This window comes from uncultured Winogradskyella sp., from assembly GCF_947498345.1.
Classification (GTDB): domain Bacteria; phylum Bacteroidota; class Bacteroidia; order Flavobacteriales; family Flavobacteriaceae; genus Winogradskyella.
This window is the reverse complement of sequence record NZ_CANMJY010000011.1, coordinates 29,831-48,395: the sequence shown is the minus strand read 5'-3', so window position 1 is coordinate 48,395 and position 18,565 is coordinate 29,831. Positions and strand designations below refer to the sequence as shown.

The window sequence follows — 18,565 nt, the reverse complement described above, 5'->3', positions numbered from 1 at the left end:
TTTACCTCATAGCCCTACACTATACGATTTTCGTAATTTTAGCACCTAATTCATTTAAAGTTATTTATAACTTTCTTTAAACAACATACATTATAATTTTATTGAAATGAAAAAGTTATTCATCTTTACTATTCTTAGTTTATTTCTAAGTTGTGGCACTTCATCAAAAAGCAATACGTCATCTGTACAAGAAAACAATACTAAGATAGCTGATCCTACGGAGTTTGCTTCTACTATCACAACAGACGAATTAAAGACTATGCTGTACACCTATGCCTCTGATGAATTTGAAGGGCGGGAAACTGGAGAAAAAGGCCAGAAGTTGGCTGTAGAGTATTTAAAAGAACAATACAAAGCTATGGGAATTAAATCACCATTACAAAGCAATAATTATTTTCAAAACGTTCCTTTAGAAAAGCAAAGTGTTTCAGAAGCAAAAATCTTAGTAAACGGAAAAAGCTTTAAAAGTTTTGAAGACCACATCGTACTCAGAACACCTGGTAACATTTCGGTTTCTACAGATGAGATTGTTTATGTAGGTTATGGTATAGATGCAAATAATTATTCGGATTATAAAAATATAGATGTTAAAGGAAAAATTGTATTAGCAAAAGCAGGAGAACCAAAGGATGAAAATGGCAATTACGTGACTTCTGGAAAAGCAGAAGATACAAAATGGTCTGGCGGCCGTCAGTCCATATCCAGTAAAAGAGAAGCTGCTAAAGAAAATGGTGCAAAAGCTTTAATATATATGGATAATAACCTGTTTTCTAGATATGCAACATATTATCAAAGACAAGCTGCTGCTGGTGTTTCTGGCCGCTTAACTTTAAAAAGTAATGATAAAGATATTATAATGCTTATGATTAATGAAAGTTTAGGTAAGGCATTATACACCTCAATAAATGAGGATTATGCATCAAAAGTTATTTCTGCAAAAATGGATTTGAATATTGAAAATAAATCTGAAACCATTTCATCTGAAAATGTAGTGGCTTATATAAAAGGCTCTGAAAAGCCAGATGAAATTGTAGTGATTTCAGCACATTTAGATCATGAAGGGGTAAAAAACGGTGAGATATACAATGGAGCAGATGATGACGGCTCTGGTACAATCGCTATTTTAGAAATTGCTGAAGCATTTAAAATGGCAGAAAAAGCTGGTGTTGGCCCAAAACGTTCTATCTTGTTTTTGCATGTTACAGGTGAAGAAAAAGGGCTTTTAGGCTCTAGACACTATACAGATAACGACCCTGTTTTTCCATTAGAAAACACGGTAGCCAACCTCAATATAGACATGATTGGTCGTACGGATCCAAAACGAAAAGAAGGCAATAGAAATTACATATATCTTATAGGAAGTGATAAACTTAGTTCAGAATTACACAATATTTCTGAAGACGTAAATAATAGATATTGTAATGTAGAGTTAGACTATACATATAATGATGAAAATGATTCTAATCGCTTTTATTACAGATCTGATCATTACAACTTTGCAAAGAATAATATCCCCGTAATTTTCTACTTCAATGGAACACACGATGATTATCACAGACCAAGTGATACTCCTGACAAAATTGAATATGATTTATTAGAAAATAGAACACGTCTGGTATTTTATACAGCTTGGGAAGTTGCCAATAGGACCGATCGCATTATTGTAGATAAAACTTTCGAATAAGAATTTACAATTTTAATAAAACAAAAAAAGCCTTTCATTTCTGAAAGGCTTTGTCTTTTTGGGTGGAAGATGGGACTCGAACCCACGACATCTGGTACCACAAACCAGCGCTCTAACCAACTGAGCTACAACCACCATGTTAATTAGGATTGCAAATGTAAATTATTTACAATTTTCTGCAAAACGTTTTCTTTACTTTATTTTAAATCAAATAAACTATTTACAGCAGGATAGCGTTCAACTGTAAACCCTTCAGCATCTGTTACGCCAACTAAACGTCCTAAATTTCTGGCTCTGTATACTATACTATCTGTAAAGTTCTTACTCGATATAGGTGTCTCTGGCTCATCACTATTAGGATCAAAGAATTGGGTTTTATAAGCCAAAACGGATGCCATTTTTTTATCCAGAAATCCAGAAATATCAACAACTATATCTGGTTTTAAATCTTTCCATTGTATATAATGGTAAACTGCCTTTGGTCTCCATGCCTCTTGTATATTGCTTTCATCCTTATGTACAGTTTCTATTTTTCGTAGTCCGCTTAAAAAGCATGCATCACTAACCAATTGGCTTCCCTTACCATGGTCTATATGCCTATCTTCTGTCGCATTACAAATCACAATTTCAGGTTTGTAATAACGAATCATATTAATAAGTTCTATTTGATGTTCCTTGTCGTTTTTAAAAAATCCATCTGCAAACCGCATATTTACTCTTGAGTGCACGCCAAGGATTTTAGCAGCATTAAAAGCTTCTTCATCTCGAGTTTCTGCTGTACCGCGTGTCCCTAATTCCCCACGTGTTAAATCTATAATACCAACTTTTTTGCCATTGGCTACTTCTTTTGCAATGGTTGCTCCACATCCTAATTCTACATCATCTGGATGCGCTCCAATGGCTAAAATGTCTAATTTCATAAAATCTATACTTTTCTATATTGCCAAAAATATTAAAAAGAAGGCAGTTTATCATTTTCTTTTTATTTCGCAAACGGTTTCGTTTACATAATGTTCTTATTTCATCAAAAACGAATACCAATAATTGAATAATTCGCAATTCCTCTAAAGCATGACATTCGTCATAATAATTACTCTGTATTGCCAGTAAATTTACACTAGTATTTCTAACTTTAAAAGTGTAACATAAAAACACTCTAGAAATGACGTTAATGCTAATAATTCTAATTGTCACTATTATACTTTTTATTTGGGGCAGATTCACACCAGATATCATTGCCTTATTATCAATGATAAGCCTGTTTATATTTGGTATTCTTGATTTACCAGAAACATTAAGTGGTTTTAGTAATCCGACTGTAATCATGATTGCTGCTTTATTTATTATAGGTGAAGGGCTATCGCAAACTGGCTGGACAGCATTAGCTGGACAAAAGTTTATTAAAATGGCTGGTAAAAGCACTACAAAACTTTTACTTATTACCACATTGGGCTCTGGGTTATTATCTGGAGTTGTCAGCAATACTGGTACTGTAGCTACATTAATGCCAGTAACTATATCTTCTGCATGGAGCATTGGTACTTTGCCATCTAAACTCTTAATGCCAGTGGCTTTTGGATCTAATACTGGCGGGTTGTTAACCTTAACTGGCACACCTCCAAATATCATTGTAAATAATACTATGTTAGAAAACGGTATTGAAGGATTTTCATTTTTTGAGTTTGCATTAATAGGCTTGCCACTTTTACTAATAGCACTGGTCTATTTTAAGTTCATTGGATATCGATTATTACCAAAAAACAAAACCAATAACAAGCCTGTAGACATAAGTACTACATTTCATAAATGGATTGAAGCCTATAAAGTAGATGGCGATTATTACAGACTTAGAGTACGTTCTGTCTCACCATTATTAAATACCAAAATTGGGGATTGGAATTTTGAAACTGAACATCAAATATCTATCCTGAGAATTAAAAGAAGACACCCTAATCGCTTAAAAGGGAATGACCCATTCATAGAGTTCCCGACTAACTCTACAGAGTTCCTTTATCACGATATAATCACCGTTAAAGGTAATACAGAAGCTATAAATGCTTTAATGATTAAATTTAGATTAGGTCTTCTACCTTTAGAACCTATTGCAGACGAATTGAGAAACAATCTCATCAATCAAGAGGTTGGTATGGCAGAAATCATAGTAACACCAAAATCAGTACTTGTAGGAAGAAAAATTATACTTGGAAACTTTTTTAAACGTTTTGGCGTACAATTAATGGCTGCATCTCGTAATAACAAGCCTCTTACAGAACGAGAAATTAAAGTGAAAGCTGGTGATGCTTTCCTTATTAGAGGTATATGGCATGATATAGAACAGCTTAAAGAACATCATGAAAACTTAGTGATTTGTGGAAGCCCAGAAGGTATGGCTAAAACCATAACCAATCTTACCTACAAGTCTTACATCGCTCTTTTTGCTTTAGTGTTAATGATTACTCTACTGGTCTTTAAAATTGTCCCAGGCGCCATTGCAGCATTAGTTGCCGCTGGTATAGTTCTAATTACTGGCTGTGTCCCTATAACTAAAGCCTACAAAGGAATTAGTTGGATTAGTGTAGTGATGATTGCTGCAATGATACCCATGGGAATAGCACTTCAAAAAACAGGAACTGCTGAGTTTATAGCAAATGGTCTTGTGGCTTCATTAGGAAGCTTGCACCCTGTTGCGCTCCTAGGAGGTGTTTTTCTTCTCACTACAACTTTTAGTCAGGTGATTAACAATTCTGCTACAGCAGTCTTAATGGCGCCCATTGTTATCATCACTGCAAATACGTTAAGCTTATCCGCAGCTCCTTTTATGATTGCTGTAGCTATAAGTGCCTCAACGGCTTTTTTAACACCGGTTGGTACAACCACAAATGCTATGGTAATGACAGGAGGTGGTTACAAGTTTATGGATTATGTAAGAGTAGGTGCTCCTTTACTTCTACTCTTCTTAATAACAACATTATTATTAGTGCCATTGGTTTGGCCATTTTAAAATTTATAACTCATGGAAACATTATTAAAAGAACCGATTATGAAAACTAGAGACCTTACAAAGTATGGACTGAAAGATACCAATGCGCATTGGAATTTATCTCCTGAAGAACTACAAGCCATTACCGTAGAAAAGGGTATGGGAAAAGAAACCTCTAATGGTACTTTAGCCATTAATACAGGTAAATTTACTGGGCGTTCACCTCAAGATCGCTTTCTGGTAAAAGATGATTACACAAAGGATCGCGTTTGGTGGGGAAAAACCAACAAAGCGATTTCGCCTGAAAATTTTGATGTTTTACAAGCCGAAATTGAAAACTACCTTAGCGGAAAAGAAATCTATGTAAGAGATGGTTATGTCTGTGCTGACCCTGCATATAAAATGAATGTTAGAACGATTACCGAATATCCTTGGTCTAATATGTTTATTTACAATATGTTTTTAAGACCAGATGAGACCGAGTTAGAGAATTTTGAAGAAGAATGGTTAGTGCTTTGTGCTCCAGGATACGAGTGTCCGGAACCTTCTAAACATGGATTAAGACAAGGAAATTTCTCAATCTTAAACTTTACAAAAAAAGTAGCACTTGTTGGTGGTTCAGCTTATACAGGTGAAATGAAAAAAGGTATTTTCTCTGCCTTAAACATGATTTTACCTATTGACAAAAACGTATTACCAATGCACTGTTCTGCAAACGTCGGTGAAGATGGTGATACTGCAATTTTCTTTGGATTGTCTGGTACTGGCAAAACAACACTTTCTGCTGACCCGGATCGAAAATTGATAGGTGATGATGAACACGGTTGGACAGCTGAAAACAGAATCTTTAATTTTGAAGGTGGTTGTTACGCAAAAGTTATTGACTTAACCGAAGAAAAAGAACCAGACATATATCGAGCAATTAAACCAGGCGCCATTTTAGAGAATGTGATTTTTAAAGACAATGGAGACGTAGATTATATGGATAGTAGTATTACACAAAATACACGTGTAAGTTATCCTATCTATCATATTGATAACATACAACAACCATCTTATGCAGACAATCCTAAGAATATTTTCTTCCTAACCTGTGATGCTTTTGGTGTGTTACCTCCAGTGTCTAAGCTAACACCTGGACAAGCAGCTTACCATTTTATTTCTGGATATACAGCTAAAGTTGCAGGTACCGAAGCTGGAATCACAGAGCCTGTACCTTCATTCTCTGCATGTTTTGGCGAGCCATTTATGCCATTACACCCTACAAAATATGCTGAGATGCTAAGCAAAAAAATGCAAGAAGCTGGTGTTAATGTTTGGCTACTTAACACAGGCTGGAGTGGCGGACCTTACGGAGTCGGTTCTCGTATAAAGTTAAAATATACCAGAGCTATGATTACAGCTATTCTTAATGGGGATCTAAATAATGTGGATTATCACCAGCATCCAATATTTGGATTATATATGCCAAAATATATACCTAACGTACCAACAGAAATGTTAGATCCAATGAATACTTGGTTGCAAAAAGGAGCTTATATCAGTAAGGCTATTCAGTTAGCACACTCATTCCATTTAAATTTTGAAAAATTTGCAAGCGAAGCTTCAAATCAAATTATAGAAGGTGGTCCTTTAATTGATGAACACCATCATTTAGGTGACCATGTTTAATAGTTCCATGACCGAAAAGGGCCCAGAAATGGGCTCTTTTTTTAATCTAAATAGTTTTAAAGTGAAAAGATTTCTAATCTTATTACTTCTTCTCTCTTTTCAACTATTATGGTCTCAAAATCCTTCTGAAGACTTTTTAGGCTCTTGGTATACTTACGGAAGCAATCATCGTCTGAGCGAAAAACTTAGCATAACACCTTATGGAGAATTACGGTTTTACGAAGCGTCTTCAAACTATAATTTAGCATTTGCATCATTAAGAGGTAATTACCATTTAGACTCAAAGTCTACTTTAGGTCTTGGTTATGCCTTTTTAGATATTGATACTGTGTTTGAATTTGATAATGCTCCGAATATTATAGAGCATAGAATCTTTGAACAATATGTTTATAAGCATAATATTGGAAAAATTAAGTTTACACACCGTGGACGTTTAGAACAACGTTTTATAGAGCTTATTGATAGAAATGAGCTTCAGAACCGATTGAGATATAAGCTAAGTCTTAGGTATAATCTTAATAAAACTTTCTTCTTAATACTTTCAGATGAACCTTTCGTAAATTTTCAAGATCAGGTGTTTCATGAAAATAGATTCTATTCAGGTATTGGGATTAATGTCTTTAAAAATTCACAAATTCAAATAGGCTATTTAAAACAAAATATCAGAAAAAGTAACCTTAATAGAATTCAAATTGGTATAAGTTTTCAAACAGATTCCAGAAAACAAAAAACTAATCTAGCACAGCGATAGCTTGAGCAATATCATGTTTAAGGTCTTTAAACGCTTCTATCCCAACCGAAAAACGAATAAGCTGATCACTAATTCCAACTGCTTCACGTTCTGCTGGACTTAACAATGCATGAGACGTTAAATGTGGTGAGAGTACTGTGCTCTCAATACCAGCAAGACTCATTGACGATTTGATAAGTTTTAATTCATTTTGAAATTGCTCTGAATCTAAGTCATGGATCAATTCAAATGACAGCATAGCACCAAAACCTTTCATTTGAGATTTTGCCAATTTATGCTCTGGATGTGATTTTAATCCTGGATAATAAACTCTTAAAACCTTAGGATGTTTATTAAGCCATTTAGCTAGTTTCATAGCATTTTTGGTTTGTGCCTTAACCCGAAGTCCCAGAGTTTTCATACTGCGCTCTAACATCCAAACCGTCATATCGCTTAGACTTCCTCCAAGGTTTTTACTGACATTCCATATACGCTCAATATTTTCTTTAGAACTTGCTACAGCTCCTGCACATATATCGCTATGACCGCCAAAATACTTAGTGGCTGAATGCATTACCATATTTATACCCAAATCTATAGGATTTTGATTAACAGGAGAAGCAAATGTATTATCAATTGAAGTAAAAATACCTTTAGTTTTACCCAACTTAGCGATTGCCTTAATATCTGTTACTGTTAATAATGGATTAGAAGGAGACTCTATATGAATCAACCTTGTATTATCTTGAATTGCAGCTTCAAAGTCTTCAACTTTATACCCATTTGTAAAGGTGTATTCAATTCCATATTTTGGAAACTCTTCTTTAATAAAATTAACTGTTCCGCCGTACAGGGTATTTTGTACCACCAAATGATCCCCTTTTTGTAAAAAGGCAAAAAACATATGACTAATTGCTGCCATACCAGAGCCAAAAATCATAGCAGCGTCGGTATACTCTAAAGCAGCAATCTTTTTAGACAAATACTCTTGGTTTGGTGTGTTAAAATAACGTGGATAGCGTTTTACATCCACATCTAAAAATTCATATGAGGAACTCAGGTATATGGGTGATACAGATCCTTTAAATTGCTCGTCTTTAATTTCACCAATATGTGTACATATGGTATTGAGTCCTAAATTTTGCTTCGGCATTTGTAATAATTTTTATTCTTAAAATTACTAAAAATGCGTTTAAGTTTATCAATTAGTGATACAAACTTTAGTTGAGTATGCAAAAGTTGAAGTTTCTATTCTAACCAGATAAATGCCTTCAGATATTTCTGATGTACTAATATGACTTTTATTAGTAGAAATACTTTCTTGTTTAATCTTTTTTCCGACAATATTGTAAAGTGTTAAACTTAAATTATCACCATAGGATAAACCTAAAACATTTATCTGATCCTGTTGGCTTGAATACCTAACAGTAATATCATCTTTATTATTATCGTTTATAGACAACAAGTAATTGTTACTAATCTCTGTATGTACATTATTAGAAAATGTAATGAAAAACCTGTTGATATAGTCACCAGCCGATATACTTTGTACTAAATTTGCAGCACTCAAATGTGTATATGTATTCAACTCCAAGTCATATAAATAAACATCTATTGAGCTTTCGAAATTTTCTAACGCACTTAATGAAATTGTAACCTCTCCTGTATTGGTAAGAAACATTCCCAAAGGGTAATATTTATTGGCATTGAATGCTCCTACTCCCTGAATAACATAACGATTATCGTTTATCATCCAGTTTAGATCATCTTGTAAATCATTTATATATGGCGCATCATAACCATAGTCTACACCATCTGTAGCTGAATTATCTTGCACAAAGCCTAATGCTAAATGTCTGGTAAAACCTTCTGGATTTTGAAAATCTATTCTAACAGTTTGTATTTCCGTTTGTGCATAAGAGAGATTAAAACATAGCAATACTACTAAGGCATACTGAAATTTGATAAAAGTTCTCATAAGATTTGGGCGGTTTAGTGAACTATCAGTTCTAAAACTAGTCCAAAATCTTATAAAAATCTACAAAAAGCGTATTTTTACGATGAAATGCAAAAAATATTAACATTTAAGAAGTCTTATCTCATAAAATGCGTTATAATTAGGGCTAAACATTGACAGATTTCCAATACCCTTTTTTAAACCAAAGTATACCTATTACAGTGATTAAAACTTCTGCCAATGTAATGGCAGCGAAAACCCCAATTGGTCCAAAATCAAGGTTTAATGCCATGAGATACGCAAATGGTAGCTGAAACATCCAAAAGCAAATAAAGTTAATCCATGTTGGTGTTTTAGTATCACCTGCACCATTAAATGCATTAATAATAACCATCCCATAACCATAGAATACATAACCTGCTGCAATAATTCTAAGACATAAAGCACCATTTTTTATCACTTCTGCTTCTTGTGTAAACCACGAAATAATCTCTGGTGCAAATATGAGATATACAACTGATACTAATCCCATAAAAATAGCGCTGTATTTTCCAGTTTTCCATACAGAATCTTCTGCACGTTGTGGCTTTTTTGCCCCTAAATTCTGTCCGACCAAAGTAGCAGCTGCATTACTCATTCCCCATGCTGGCATTAAAGTAAACATCATTACGCGAATAGCTATTGTATAGCCCGCAAGGACCTCGCTACCAAATTCACTCATAATACGCATTAAAAATACCCATGATGATGTTCCTATTAAAAACTGACCAATACCACCTAACGATACTTTAATTAGATTTAACATTACTGCTACACGCAGTACTAGATCTTTCAACTCTACTTTTATTTTACTCCACCCAAAAAACAATACCATGAGTTGAAAAACCACCGCAGTTCCTCTACCAATAGTTGTAGCTATTGCTGCTCCTTCTACACCAAAAGCTGGTATTGGGCCAAACCCAAAAATAAACATGGGATCTAAAATAATATTTAATCCATTAGACAATACCAGTGCCCACATCGCTATGGATGCATCCCCTGCTCCTCTAAAAATAGCGTTAATTAAAAACAGTAACATTATAGTTATATTACCACCAAGTAAGATTTGAGTATACCCATACCCCTCAGCAATTAAATCTGGTTCCCCACCCATTAACTGTAGTATGTCCTTAGGATAAAGAATGCCTATGACACTAATAATTGTAGCAACAAAAATGCCCAACCCAATAACTTGCACGGCAGCTTGAGAAGCACCTATTCTATCTTGCTCGCCTATGCGCCTAGCTACAATTGCAGTTGCAGCCATACTTAAGCCTATTGCTACGGCATAAACTAAAGTTATTACAGATTCGGTAAGACCAATTGTAGCTACGGCATTAACACTCACTTTAGAGACATAGAATATATCTACGATGGCAAATATCGACTCCATGAGCATTTCTAATATCATGGGAATAGATAACATAAAAACTGCTCGGCGAATACTACCAGATGTAAAATTTTGTTCCTTACCAGAAACTGCGACTCTTAAATATTTAAAAAATTGTTTTATAGAAATTTTATTGGATTGCATAACTTAAAAAATGTATAGTAAAACATAGTTAAACAAACAAATTTGTTTAACAATTGACATCACAGGAGCTTGTGATAATTTTATCCGAAGGGTGTATTAAGCAATCATAATGGCACAAATATGCGCATTATTTTCAAAAAAATAAAAGTAATCTATAAAATTAATCGTTTCGGCTTGCTTTATTATAAGCACGAATCATAAGAACAGCCCATAATGCTACTAAAGCAATAACTATAACAGAAAACCATAATACAATGTCATTTGCCACCATGGTCCACAAGTTTTAGGTAAATCATCACACCTAATAATGTTGGAGCCCATAGGCCAACAAATATTCCATGCATTTGATCTCCGGTTAGAAATAAATATTCAGCAACAAGTACTATAACGGCACATAATAAGAGCATTAATAAGTTTGCAGCTCCTAATTTTTTGAAGTAATTCATTGAGAGGGTTGGTTTAAAACCTCAAGTTATGAAAAATTCTAATCGTTAAAAAATGGAGGCAGAGATATATTTACTTATAATATTGCTTATTCTTTGTATAAGCTAAAAAAGCTAATATGGCAATGATAGCCAAAGTAATAGCTATAAACTGAAAGCTTAATATTTGATCACCACTAGCATAAGCATGCAAACCAGACAAATAGAAGTTAACACCAAAATAGGTCATTAAAATACTTCCAAAAGCCAGAACTGACATTAAGTTATATAACCAACGTCCTCTAAGACCTGGTACTAATCGCATATGAATCACAAAAGCATATATCATTATACTTATTAATGCCCAAGTTTCTTTTGGATCCCAGCCCCAATAACGTCCCCAGCTTTCGTTTGCCCACATACCTCCAAGAAAGTTTCCTATAGTTAACATTACTAATCCAACAGTTAAAGCCATTTCATTAATAATGGTTAACTCCTTAATGTTAATAAGCATGCGCTCTTTATTTTCTTTATTAGTAAGAATCATAAGTAATAGAGCTACAATACCTAGAATCATACCGATTGCAAAAGGTCCATAGCTTGCCACAATAACTGATACATGAATCATTAACCAATACCCTTGAAGAACAGGTTGCAAGTTTGCAATTGCCGGATCCATCCAATTCCAGTGTGCTACCATTAAAATCATAGAGCAAACAAATGCAGATGCAGCAACCGTTAAATTACTTTTTCTTCCTAATAGCAATCCAAATAACATTACAGACCATGCTACATATATCATAGACTCATAAGCATCACTCCAAGGTGCATGACCAGACAAATACCATCTCCAAATTAAACCTCCCAGATGCATGATAAATAATAGGACAATAACGCCTATTAGACTATTGATTACTACCTTAAGCCATTTGCTTTTATAATTAAATATTTGAATAATAATTAACAAAAAGAGAATTGTAGCTGCATACATATACCAACTAAAGAGCTTTTTGAAAATATCGTATTTGTTATATAGAATTTCGTATTCTATCTTTTCATCTGAAAGCATTATTTCGCTGCCAAACTTTTGTTGCGTTTTCTTTATCCCTTCAAGCAATTCTTCAGCTTTTGAAAAATCCCCAGTCTGTTTAGCATTATTTAAAGTGACTAGATACGCACTAAAACCATTATTAATAAAATTGGTGTACAAGGAATCCTTAATCTTATCACGATACCCTTCTTCCCTATATTCTAATGACGATATCCAAGTATTATTTTCATCTTCCGGAACTGGAAATATTTTAATCGAGCGTCCTTCAATTGCATTGTATAATAAATTAACCCGGGAATCAGCTTCCTTAACTTCTTTTTGAAACCCATTTGGTACTTGTGCTTTATATGCCTCTTCTAAGTATGGCCCAAGTTTATATCGCCCATCGGGAGTGAAAAAATCAACAAGACTTACATACTTTTCGCCAAAATCAACACCAATAAGTGTTCGTATGGAATCTGCTTTTCTTTTCTTTAAATAAATAATAGGTACATTATACCATAGCAATGGACTTTCTTGAATAGATAAAAATACCTGAGTTGCATTAAAATCTTCATATACATCCCTTTTACTGAGTTTACGTAGCATCTCAGAAGCATAAGTATGCATTGGCATCATACGGCCACTATAATCCTGAATGACCATTTTCGCAAACTTATCTGCGTGTTTTACTGGTGTAATATTAGCACTTAGAACAGAATCTATCTGAATTTTTGTAGGTCTTAGGTTTTGCGAATGATTATGTCCATCATTATCAGAATGTTGTTGTGCAAAGCCAGAAAAACTGAGTAGCAAAACTATCATAGTCATCAGCTTAGCTTTCTTCTTTTTCAGCTTTCCAAGTCGTTTTCTTATATCATCAAATCTTGTGTTTTTAGCAAATAAAATCGCCATTAGACCAAAATACAAGAGCATATAACCCGTATAGGTAATATATGTTCCCCAACGATCATGATTAACAGAAAGCACGGTTCCTTTTTCATCCGGGTCAAAACTTGCTTGAAAGAAACGGTAGCCACTATGATCTAGTATATTATTCATATAGATATGATAATCAAAATCGCCATTTTCCTTATCTAAAACCGTTACTTTACTCTCATAGGACGAATATGCTTTTTCGGTACCAGGATATTTTTCAGCAATAAAATCATTCAATTTTATCTCAAAAGGTAGTTGCTCTAGTCTAGAACCGTATCGTAAAGCTATGTCTAATCCACCAACCTCAACTTCTTCTATTCTTGGATAAGTTCCTGGACCACCAAGTAGGTTAACACTTTTTGTCTCACCATTAGCAGTAATATCGAGGACAATACCACTTTCATCTCCCTTTAATATTTTTGGCTTCTTAACAATATCAAAAACACCTTTAACTACTGGCTTAGGAAACACTAATTGTCTATTACCAATAATGTATTGTGAGCGTAGTGCTAAAGGTTGTAAACTATCTTTAACAAGCTTACCTCTTTTACCAGTAGCCATGGTAAAAAATTCTCCCTCAAAAGGTGATCTTATAAACAACCCATTTTCAGTATTGGTAATATTAATAGCACCTTCTTGTTCCTTATTCAAGGAAATAAGAACGTTGTGCAAATTAGATACTTGGCCCACTTTCAAAAAATGATTGTGAGATTGTCCATCACCAGCTTCAACAATTTTTAAATAGCTCTCACCACTATCATCTGGTATAATATCTTTCTCTGCCCCTTTAATAAACTTTTTTAGCTTAAGATTAACTTCAGTACCTCCATAATCATAAGTAGCATTGAAGTCATTATCTAATCTAGGTGAAAAATCGACGACTTCCATTATATTACGCTGCTGTAACTGCCCCTTAATTTTATAATCACCGAGAATGCGGCCACTGATATAGGTTTTTTGAGAACGAAACTGACTTTCGGTTTCACCTTCCCTAATATTCATCATACCTTCGTAACCTATATATCGTGTCACAAAAGCACCTAAGAGAATAAAAATGAAAGCTAAATGCAATATTAAAGTTGCCCACTTTTCTTTTTTATGAAGTCTGTATCTAAAAATATTACCTACAAAATTGATTACAAAAAAGACCATGATTGCTTCAAACCACCAAGCATTGTATATTAATGTCCTTGTATATGGTGTTGGAGAGGTCTCCATGTTTCTGTCTAAGATAGTTCCTGTTGCCATGGCGACGGCAAAGACAATAAACAAAACAGCAGTAAGTCGGGTAGAGAATAGGAAATTCGCGATTTTCTTTTGCATAGCTGGATAGGCTTTTTTAAGCTCGTGCAAAGATATGGCTTTTTGATGATTTAGACTTTGTTTTTAAGTCACGAAAAAGCGTTAAAAATTGTCAATAACCTTTCAATTAATTTGAAATCTTAGATTTTAAAAGTTGGTTCTGTTCCTCCATTAAATCTTTTAAATCTGATAAAAGCTGAATGTCCTTTGGAGTTACAACCGTTTCGTCTTTTGTGTCTTGAGCTTTATTGCGTAAACGATTCATGGCTTTTACAACAATAAAAACAGTAAACCCAATAATCAAAAAATCTAAAAACACTTCAAACAATGCACCATAAGCAATGGCAACTTCGCTTGTTGTAACCACTCCTGAAGCATCAGTAATGGCATCTCTCAATACTAACTTTTCATCCTGAAAAATAAGACCATCAGATAATAATGCTAAAGGTGGTAATAACACCTGCTTAGCAAGCACATCTATAACTTTATTAAATGCAGCACCTATGATGATACCAATAGCCATATCCATCATATTACCTTTTACCGCAAATTCTTTAAATTCTTTAAGGAGTTTCATACGCTTTATAGTTTTGATTTTGAATAAAACGTAAATTTATAAAGAAGATCGTTAACGATTAAGAATTCCTTGCTTCAAAGATTTTTAAATATAAAAATGTTCCCATTTTTCTTGCTCGACGTTTTGCATTCTCAGCATAATCGCCTTCAAAAAGCTCATCGATGGTTTGAAACCAAAGGTTTAACCACAAACCAAAATGCAATTCTGTAATACTGTTATTATGCTCGGCATCAACCTTTACATGAGCCTCTAAAGGATTGCCATAATACTTGGTTTTTAAAAACAAGCTCGATTCCCAAAAGGTAGTAAGGTGTTGTAAATGTGCATCCCAATCTTTAATTGTCTCATTAAAAAAAGGGCCTAATGCTTTATCTTTCCTTACTTTTTCATAAAAAGCAGATACTAATTTAAAGACATCATCTCTTGTCTTGAGGTCGTTTTTTCTCATCGATACAAAGTTATTATTTTTAATCTTGTGAGTACTTATCTAAAAGAGATAATCTTAGTATTTTTACACTATGATTTCTGTTGTGTTACTTGGTGCAGGAAATGTCGCCACACATTTATTTAAAGCGTTCTCAAAAGCAGAAAGTGTTTCTGTTGTACAATGGTACAATCGTTCGTATAATGTGATATCATCTTATACCAACGACGTGGATACTACAGATGATTTATCACAATTAAAAGAAGCTGACATTTATATTATGGCAGTGAGTGATGATAGCATTTCAAAGTTATCTAAAGATTTACCCTTTGAGAATAGATTAATTGCACATACTTCTGGTAGTGTATCTATACATGATTTAGATAAAAAAAATCAACGTGCGGTATTTTATCCTTTACAAACCTTTTCTAAAGCTGCTGAATTAAACTTTAGTGAAATTCCTATTTGTATTGAAGTGACTGAAAAAGCTAATCTACAATTTATGAAAGATTTAGCAGAAGCACTAGGTTGTAAACCTTATAAAATCAATACTGAGCAAAGACAAACACTGCATCTGTCAGCGGTCTTTGTAAATAATTTTACCAATCAATTGTATCGTATCGCTCACGAAATTAGTGATGCTAAGAGTATTAATTTTGATATCTTAAAACCCTTAATTATAGAAACAGCTAAAAAAGTCCAAGACCTATCGCCTTACATGGCACAAACAGGACCTGCTAAACGTAATGATAAAAAGACAATTAAGCGTCATTTAAAACAAATAGAATCTAAAGAACATAAAGCAATATATGAACTTTTAACTGCTTCAATAAAAAAAACACATGGACAACGCTAAAAGCTATAAAGAATACCTAGAATATATTACCGCTTTTATTTTTGATGTAGACGGTGTACTAACCGATGGCACCATCACTGTAACCACAGAAGGCGAAATGTTACGCACTATGAATATAAAAGATGGTTTTGCTCTCAAAACAGCAGTAGATGCTGGCTATAATGTGTGTATTATTTCTGGAGGTTCTAATGAAGGTGTAAGAAAACGTTTGGCTGGTTTAGGTATAAAAGACATTTATTTAGGGGCTCATAATAAAATTGAGCAGCTTAACGAATACATGAATAAACACAATATATCTGCTCAACAAATGTTATACATGGGTGATGATATACCAGATTACCCTGTAATGAAATTAGCAGGTTTGCCGTGTTGTCCACAAGATGCTGCTCAAGAAATTAAAGCAATTTCTAAATATATTTCGCACAAAAATGGTGGAAAAGGTGCCGTAAGAGATGTGATTGAGCAAGTACTCAAAGTTCATGGTAAATGGAACGGTAACTTCAATGCAAAATATGACTAACAAATATGAGTCGCAGACGCAGAAGGCATAGTACAGGTTTTGGTTATATAGGTTTTGGTAATAATCAATCTACATTTAACCAAAAAACCAGCAAGCCTTTTTCTGTCTACAAGGAAAAGTTAGATCTCGAAGCACATCTGCATTATCAAATGGAGTTTTTACACAAAGACTTAACTAAAGAAGACAAACAAAAAATCAAAGACAACATAAGAAAGCAAGAACAAAAACTATTTATTAGAACAGTTATAATAAGTATTATAATTTTTGCTATTGTTGCCTACACAACTTATTATCTAATTAATAAAATTATTTCTCGCTAATCCCTAACATGATTCATTTTCTCAATTTAATCCGGTGGAAGAATTTAATAATGATTGCACTTGTGCAAATATTAATTAAATATGCATTGCTTCTCCCCTTCTTTGAAAGCTACGGAGTCGTTACAACCTTAAGCTCCTTAGCATTTTTCTTATTAGTTTTAGCTACAATTTGTATTGCTGCCGGAGGCTATGTTATCAATGATATTTATGATGTAGAAGCCGATAAAATCAATAAGCCCAATAAAGTCATTATCAATACTCATATCTCAGAAAAAATCGCCTTACAGCTATTTATAATTCTTAACGTTATTGGTGTAGGTATAGGTTTTTATTTATCTAATGGCATTGGTAAATCTGGGTATTTTGTCATCTTTTTTATAGCTTCAGCACTACTCTATATATACTCTTCTTATTTAAAGCAAATGCTTTTAGTGGGAAACATTGTCATTTCACTAGTAGTAGCTTTATGCATTCTTTTAGTTGGGATTTTTGAGTTGTTACCTGTTATTACCGACAATAATAGAATTATTCAAATTTTCTTTTTTAGAATTATATTAGATTACTCCATTTTTGCTTTTATGATTAACCTTATTAGAGAACTGGTAAAAGACATTGAAGATGTTGATGGAGATCATAAAGCTGGGATGCAAACGCTCCCAATAGCGTTAGGAAGAGAACGCACAAGTAAAATTGTTTTTGTCTTATCACTTATTCCTTTAATTTCGGTAGTTTATTATGTAGTCACTAACTTATTTAAGCAGCAGCTTTTAGTTGGATATTTCTTAGTGTTAGTAATTGCACCACTAATTTATATATCCATAAAGTTATTTAGTGCCGAGCACAAATCACACTACAAGCATATTAGCTTGATGTTAAAATTAGTAATGCTAACGGGTATGTTTTCTATATTTCTTTATAATTATGTCTTAGAATAAATGCTTAACGAAAAACTCAAAAATTATAATGTAATTTTAGCTTCGGCTTCACCACGCCGCCATGCATTTTTAAAATCTATGAACATCGATTTTGATGTTCAGCTTAAACCAATAGATGAAATTTATCCTAAACACTTAAAAGGAACAGAAATCACCGACTATTTAGCAAAGTTAAAAGCTAAGAGCCTTAAAGATCATCTTAAACCAAAAGACATCCTAATAACAAGTGATACCATTGTTTGGCTTGAAGATAAAGCTATTGAAAAACCAAAAGATGAAGCAGAGGCATTTGGAATGATTAAATCCTTAAGTGACAAAACACATGAAGTAATGACATCAATTTGTTTTACGCAAAGTTCTACACAAACCATAGTAAATACAATAACCAAAGTAACCTTTAAAGCTTTGAATGATGAAGAAATTTGGTATTACGTTAACACCTATAAGCCATTAGACAAAGCTGGTGCTTATGGTATACAAGAATGGATCGGTTCTATTGCTATAACTCATATTGAAGGTTCATATAATAATGTCGTTGGGTTGCCTACACATTTACTTTACGAAACGTTAAATGCTATTGTTGACGGGTATTAGAATTGTAACTTTGTATTAATAATATTTTGTGTTATTACAAACGAGGAATAT

Annotated in this window: 16 protein-coding genes and 1 tRNA gene; 9 read left to right on the top strand and 8 right to left on the bottom strand. The window is 33.6% G+C overall.

Annotated elements, in window-relative coordinates:
* Positions 1-106 precede the first annotated feature (106 nt).
* The gene (locus tag Q0912_RS14290) at positions 107-1,684 is read left to right on the top strand and encodes a M28 family metallopeptidase (RefSeq protein ID WP_299116283.1); all 1,578 of its coding nucleotides are present in this window, start codon (positions 107-109) and stop codon (positions 1,682-1,684) included.
* Positions 1,685-1,744: 60 nt separating this feature from the next.
* On the opposite strand, the gene Q0912_RS14285 is transcribed toward Q0912_RS14290, so the two are convergent.
* Positions 1,745-1,820: transfer RNA gene (locus Q0912_RS14285), tRNA-His, on the bottom strand.
* A gap of 61 nt (positions 1,821-1,881) precedes the next feature.
* On the bottom strand, positions 1,882-2,604 hold the full coding sequence (gene bshB1, locus Q0912_RS14280) for a bacillithiol biosynthesis deacetylase BshB1 (protein ID WP_299116281.1): 723 nt from the start codon (positions 2,602-2,604) through the stop codon (positions 1,882-1,884).
* 242 nt (positions 2,605-2,846) lie between these two features.
* On the opposite strand from bshB1, the gene Q0912_RS14275 reads away from it, so the two are divergent.
* The 3 genes from Q0912_RS14275 (at position 2,847) to Q0912_RS14265 (ending at position 7,086) form a co-directional block, all read left to right on the top strand.
* A complete protein-coding gene (locus tag Q0912_RS14275) occupies positions 2,847-4,685 on the top strand; it encodes an SLC13 family permease (protein ID WP_299116279.1) in 1,839 nt (612 codons plus the stop codon).
* Positions 4,686-4,697: 12 nt separating this feature from the next.
* Complete coding sequence (gene pckA / locus Q0912_RS14270; RefSeq protein ID WP_299116278.1) at positions 4,698-6,335, top strand: phosphoenolpyruvate carboxykinase (ATP); 1,638 nt, start codon at positions 4,698-4,700, stop codon at positions 6,333-6,335.
* 61 nt (positions 6,336-6,396) lie between these two features.
* The gene (locus Q0912_RS14265; protein ID WP_299116277.1) at positions 6,397-7,086 is read left to right on the top strand and encodes a DUF2490 domain-containing protein; all 690 of its coding nucleotides are present in this window, start codon (positions 6,397-6,399) and stop codon (positions 7,084-7,086) included.
* Here the strand turns inward: Q0912_RS14265 and Q0912_RS14260 are convergent.
* From Q0912_RS14260 to Q0912_RS14235, 6 genes are all read right to left on the bottom strand, one after another.
* Entirely contained in the window at positions 7,067-8,218 is a 1,152-nt protein-coding gene (locus Q0912_RS14260; RefSeq protein WP_299116276.1) for an aminotransferase class I/II-fold pyridoxal phosphate-dependent enzyme, read from the bottom strand. The genes Q0912_RS14265 and Q0912_RS14260 overlap by 20 nt on opposite strands.
* A gap of 48 nt (positions 8,219-8,266) precedes the next feature.
* Positions 8,267-9,043, bottom strand: coding sequence for a T9SS type A sorting domain-containing protein (locus Q0912_RS14255; protein WP_299116274.1), 777 nt, complete (start codon positions 9,041-9,043; stop codon positions 8,267-8,269).
* Between the two features lie 145 nt (positions 9,044-9,188).
* On the bottom strand, positions 9,189-10,595 hold the full coding sequence (locus tag Q0912_RS14250) for an MATE family efflux transporter (protein ID WP_299116272.1): 1,407 nt from the start codon (positions 10,593-10,595) through the stop codon (positions 9,189-9,191).
* A gap of 516 nt (positions 10,596-11,111) precedes the next feature.
* Positions 11,112-14,309: a cytochrome c biogenesis protein CcsA gene (ccsA, locus tag Q0912_RS14245; RefSeq protein WP_299116270.1), complete on the bottom strand. Its 3,198-nt coding sequence runs from the start codon at positions 14,307-14,309 to the stop codon at positions 11,112-11,114.
* A gap of 106 nt (positions 14,310-14,415) precedes the next feature.
* Positions 14,416-14,865 (bottom strand): large conductance mechanosensitive channel protein MscL, encoded by a 450-nt coding sequence (mscL, locus tag Q0912_RS14240; protein WP_299116268.1) that lies wholly within the window; start codon positions 14,863-14,865, stop codon positions 14,416-14,418.
* A 58-nt stretch (positions 14,866-14,923) separates the two neighbouring features.
* A complete protein-coding gene (locus Q0912_RS14235; RefSeq protein WP_299116266.1) occupies positions 14,924-15,313 on the bottom strand; it encodes a group III truncated hemoglobin in 390 nt (129 codons plus the stop codon).
* A gap of 70 nt (positions 15,314-15,383) precedes the next feature.
* On the opposite strand from Q0912_RS14235, the gene Q0912_RS14230 reads away from it, so the two are divergent.
* From Q0912_RS14230 to Q0912_RS14210, 5 genes are read left to right on the top strand one after another with little or no spacing between them, the layout of a single operon-like run.
* Positions 15,384-16,145 carry a DUF2520 domain-containing protein gene (locus Q0912_RS14230; protein WP_299116264.1) on the top strand — a complete coding sequence of 254 codons (762 nt, stop codon included), beginning with the start codon at positions 15,384-15,386 and terminating at the stop codon, positions 16,143-16,145.
* Complete coding sequence (locus Q0912_RS14225) at positions 16,132-16,665, top strand: HAD-IIIA family hydrolase (protein WP_299116262.1); 534 nt, start codon at positions 16,132-16,134, stop codon at positions 16,663-16,665. The genes Q0912_RS14230 and Q0912_RS14225 overlap by 14 nt, the downstream gene beginning before the upstream one ends.
* Positions 16,666-16,670: 5 nt before the next feature.
* On the top strand, positions 16,671-16,985 hold the full coding sequence (locus Q0912_RS14220) for a hypothetical protein (RefSeq protein ID WP_299116260.1): 315 nt from the start codon (positions 16,671-16,673) through the stop codon (positions 16,983-16,985).
* Between the two features lie 8 nt (positions 16,986-16,993).
* The gene (locus Q0912_RS14215; protein ID WP_299116258.1) at positions 16,994-17,920 is read left to right on the top strand and encodes a geranylgeranylglycerol-phosphate geranylgeranyltransferase; all 927 of its coding nucleotides are present in this window, start codon (positions 16,994-16,996) and stop codon (positions 17,918-17,920) included.
* The gene (locus Q0912_RS14210; RefSeq protein WP_299116256.1) at positions 17,921-18,514 is read left to right on the top strand and encodes a Maf family nucleotide pyrophosphatase; all 594 of its coding nucleotides are present in this window, start codon (positions 17,921-17,923) and stop codon (positions 18,512-18,514) included.
* The last annotated feature ends 51 nt before the right edge of the window (positions 18,515-18,565 follow it).

What these genes read in the sequence shown, in the direction of transcription:
- Q0912_RS14255 (WP_299116274.1), bottom strand. Translation starts at nt 9,043, where the DNA reads ATGAGAACTTTTATCAAATTTCAGTATGCCTTAGTAGTATTGCTATGT.
- Q0912_RS14260 (WP_299116276.1), bottom strand. Translation starts at nt 8,218, where the DNA reads ATGCCGAAGCAAAATTTAGGACTCAATACCATATGTACACATATTGGT.
- ccsA (WP_299116270.1), bottom strand. Translation starts at nt 14,309, where the DNA reads ATGCAAAAGAAAATCGCGAATTTCCTATTCTCTACCCGACTTACTGCT.
- Q0912_RS14220 (WP_299116260.1), top strand. Translation starts at nt 16,671, where the DNA reads ATGAGTCGCAGACGCAGAAGGCATAGTACAGGTTTTGGTTATATAGGT.
- Q0912_RS14215 (WP_299116258.1), top strand. Translation starts at nt 16,994, where the DNA reads ATGATTCATTTTCTCAATTTAATCCGGTGGAAGAATTTAATAATGATT.
- Q0912_RS14290 (WP_299116283.1), top strand. Translation starts at nt 107, where the DNA reads ATGAAAAAGTTATTCATCTTTACTATTCTTAGTTTATTTCTAAGTTGT.
- mscL (WP_299116268.1), bottom strand. Translation starts at nt 14,865, where the DNA reads ATGAAACTCCTTAAAGAATTTAAAGAATTTGCGGTAAAAGGTAATATG.
- bshB1 (WP_299116281.1), bottom strand. Translation starts at nt 2,604, where the DNA reads ATGAAATTAGACATTTTAGCCATTGGAGCGCATCCAGATGATGTAGAA.
- Q0912_RS14235 (WP_299116266.1), bottom strand. Translation starts at nt 15,313, where the DNA reads ATGAGAAAAAACGACCTCAAGACAAGAGATGATGTCTTTAAATTAGTA.
- Q0912_RS14210 (WP_299116256.1), top strand. Translation starts at nt 17,921, where the DNA reads ATGCTTAACGAAAAACTCAAAAATTATAATGTAATTTTAGCTTCGGCT.
- pckA (WP_299116278.1), top strand. Translation starts at nt 4,698, where the DNA reads ATGGAAACATTATTAAAAGAACCGATTATGAAAACTAGAGACCTTACA.
- Q0912_RS14275 (WP_299116279.1), top strand. Translation starts at nt 2,847, where the DNA reads ATGACGTTAATGCTAATAATTCTAATTGTCACTATTATACTTTTTATT.
- Q0912_RS14225 (WP_299116262.1), top strand. Translation starts at nt 16,132, where the DNA reads ATGGACAACGCTAAAAGCTATAAAGAATACCTAGAATATATTACCGCT.
- Q0912_RS14250 (WP_299116272.1), bottom strand. Translation starts at nt 10,595, where the DNA reads ATGCAATCCAATAAAATTTCTATAAAACAATTTTTTAAATATTTAAGA.
- Q0912_RS14230 (WP_299116264.1), top strand. Translation starts at nt 15,384, where the DNA reads ATGATTTCTGTTGTGTTACTTGGTGCAGGAAATGTCGCCACACATTTA.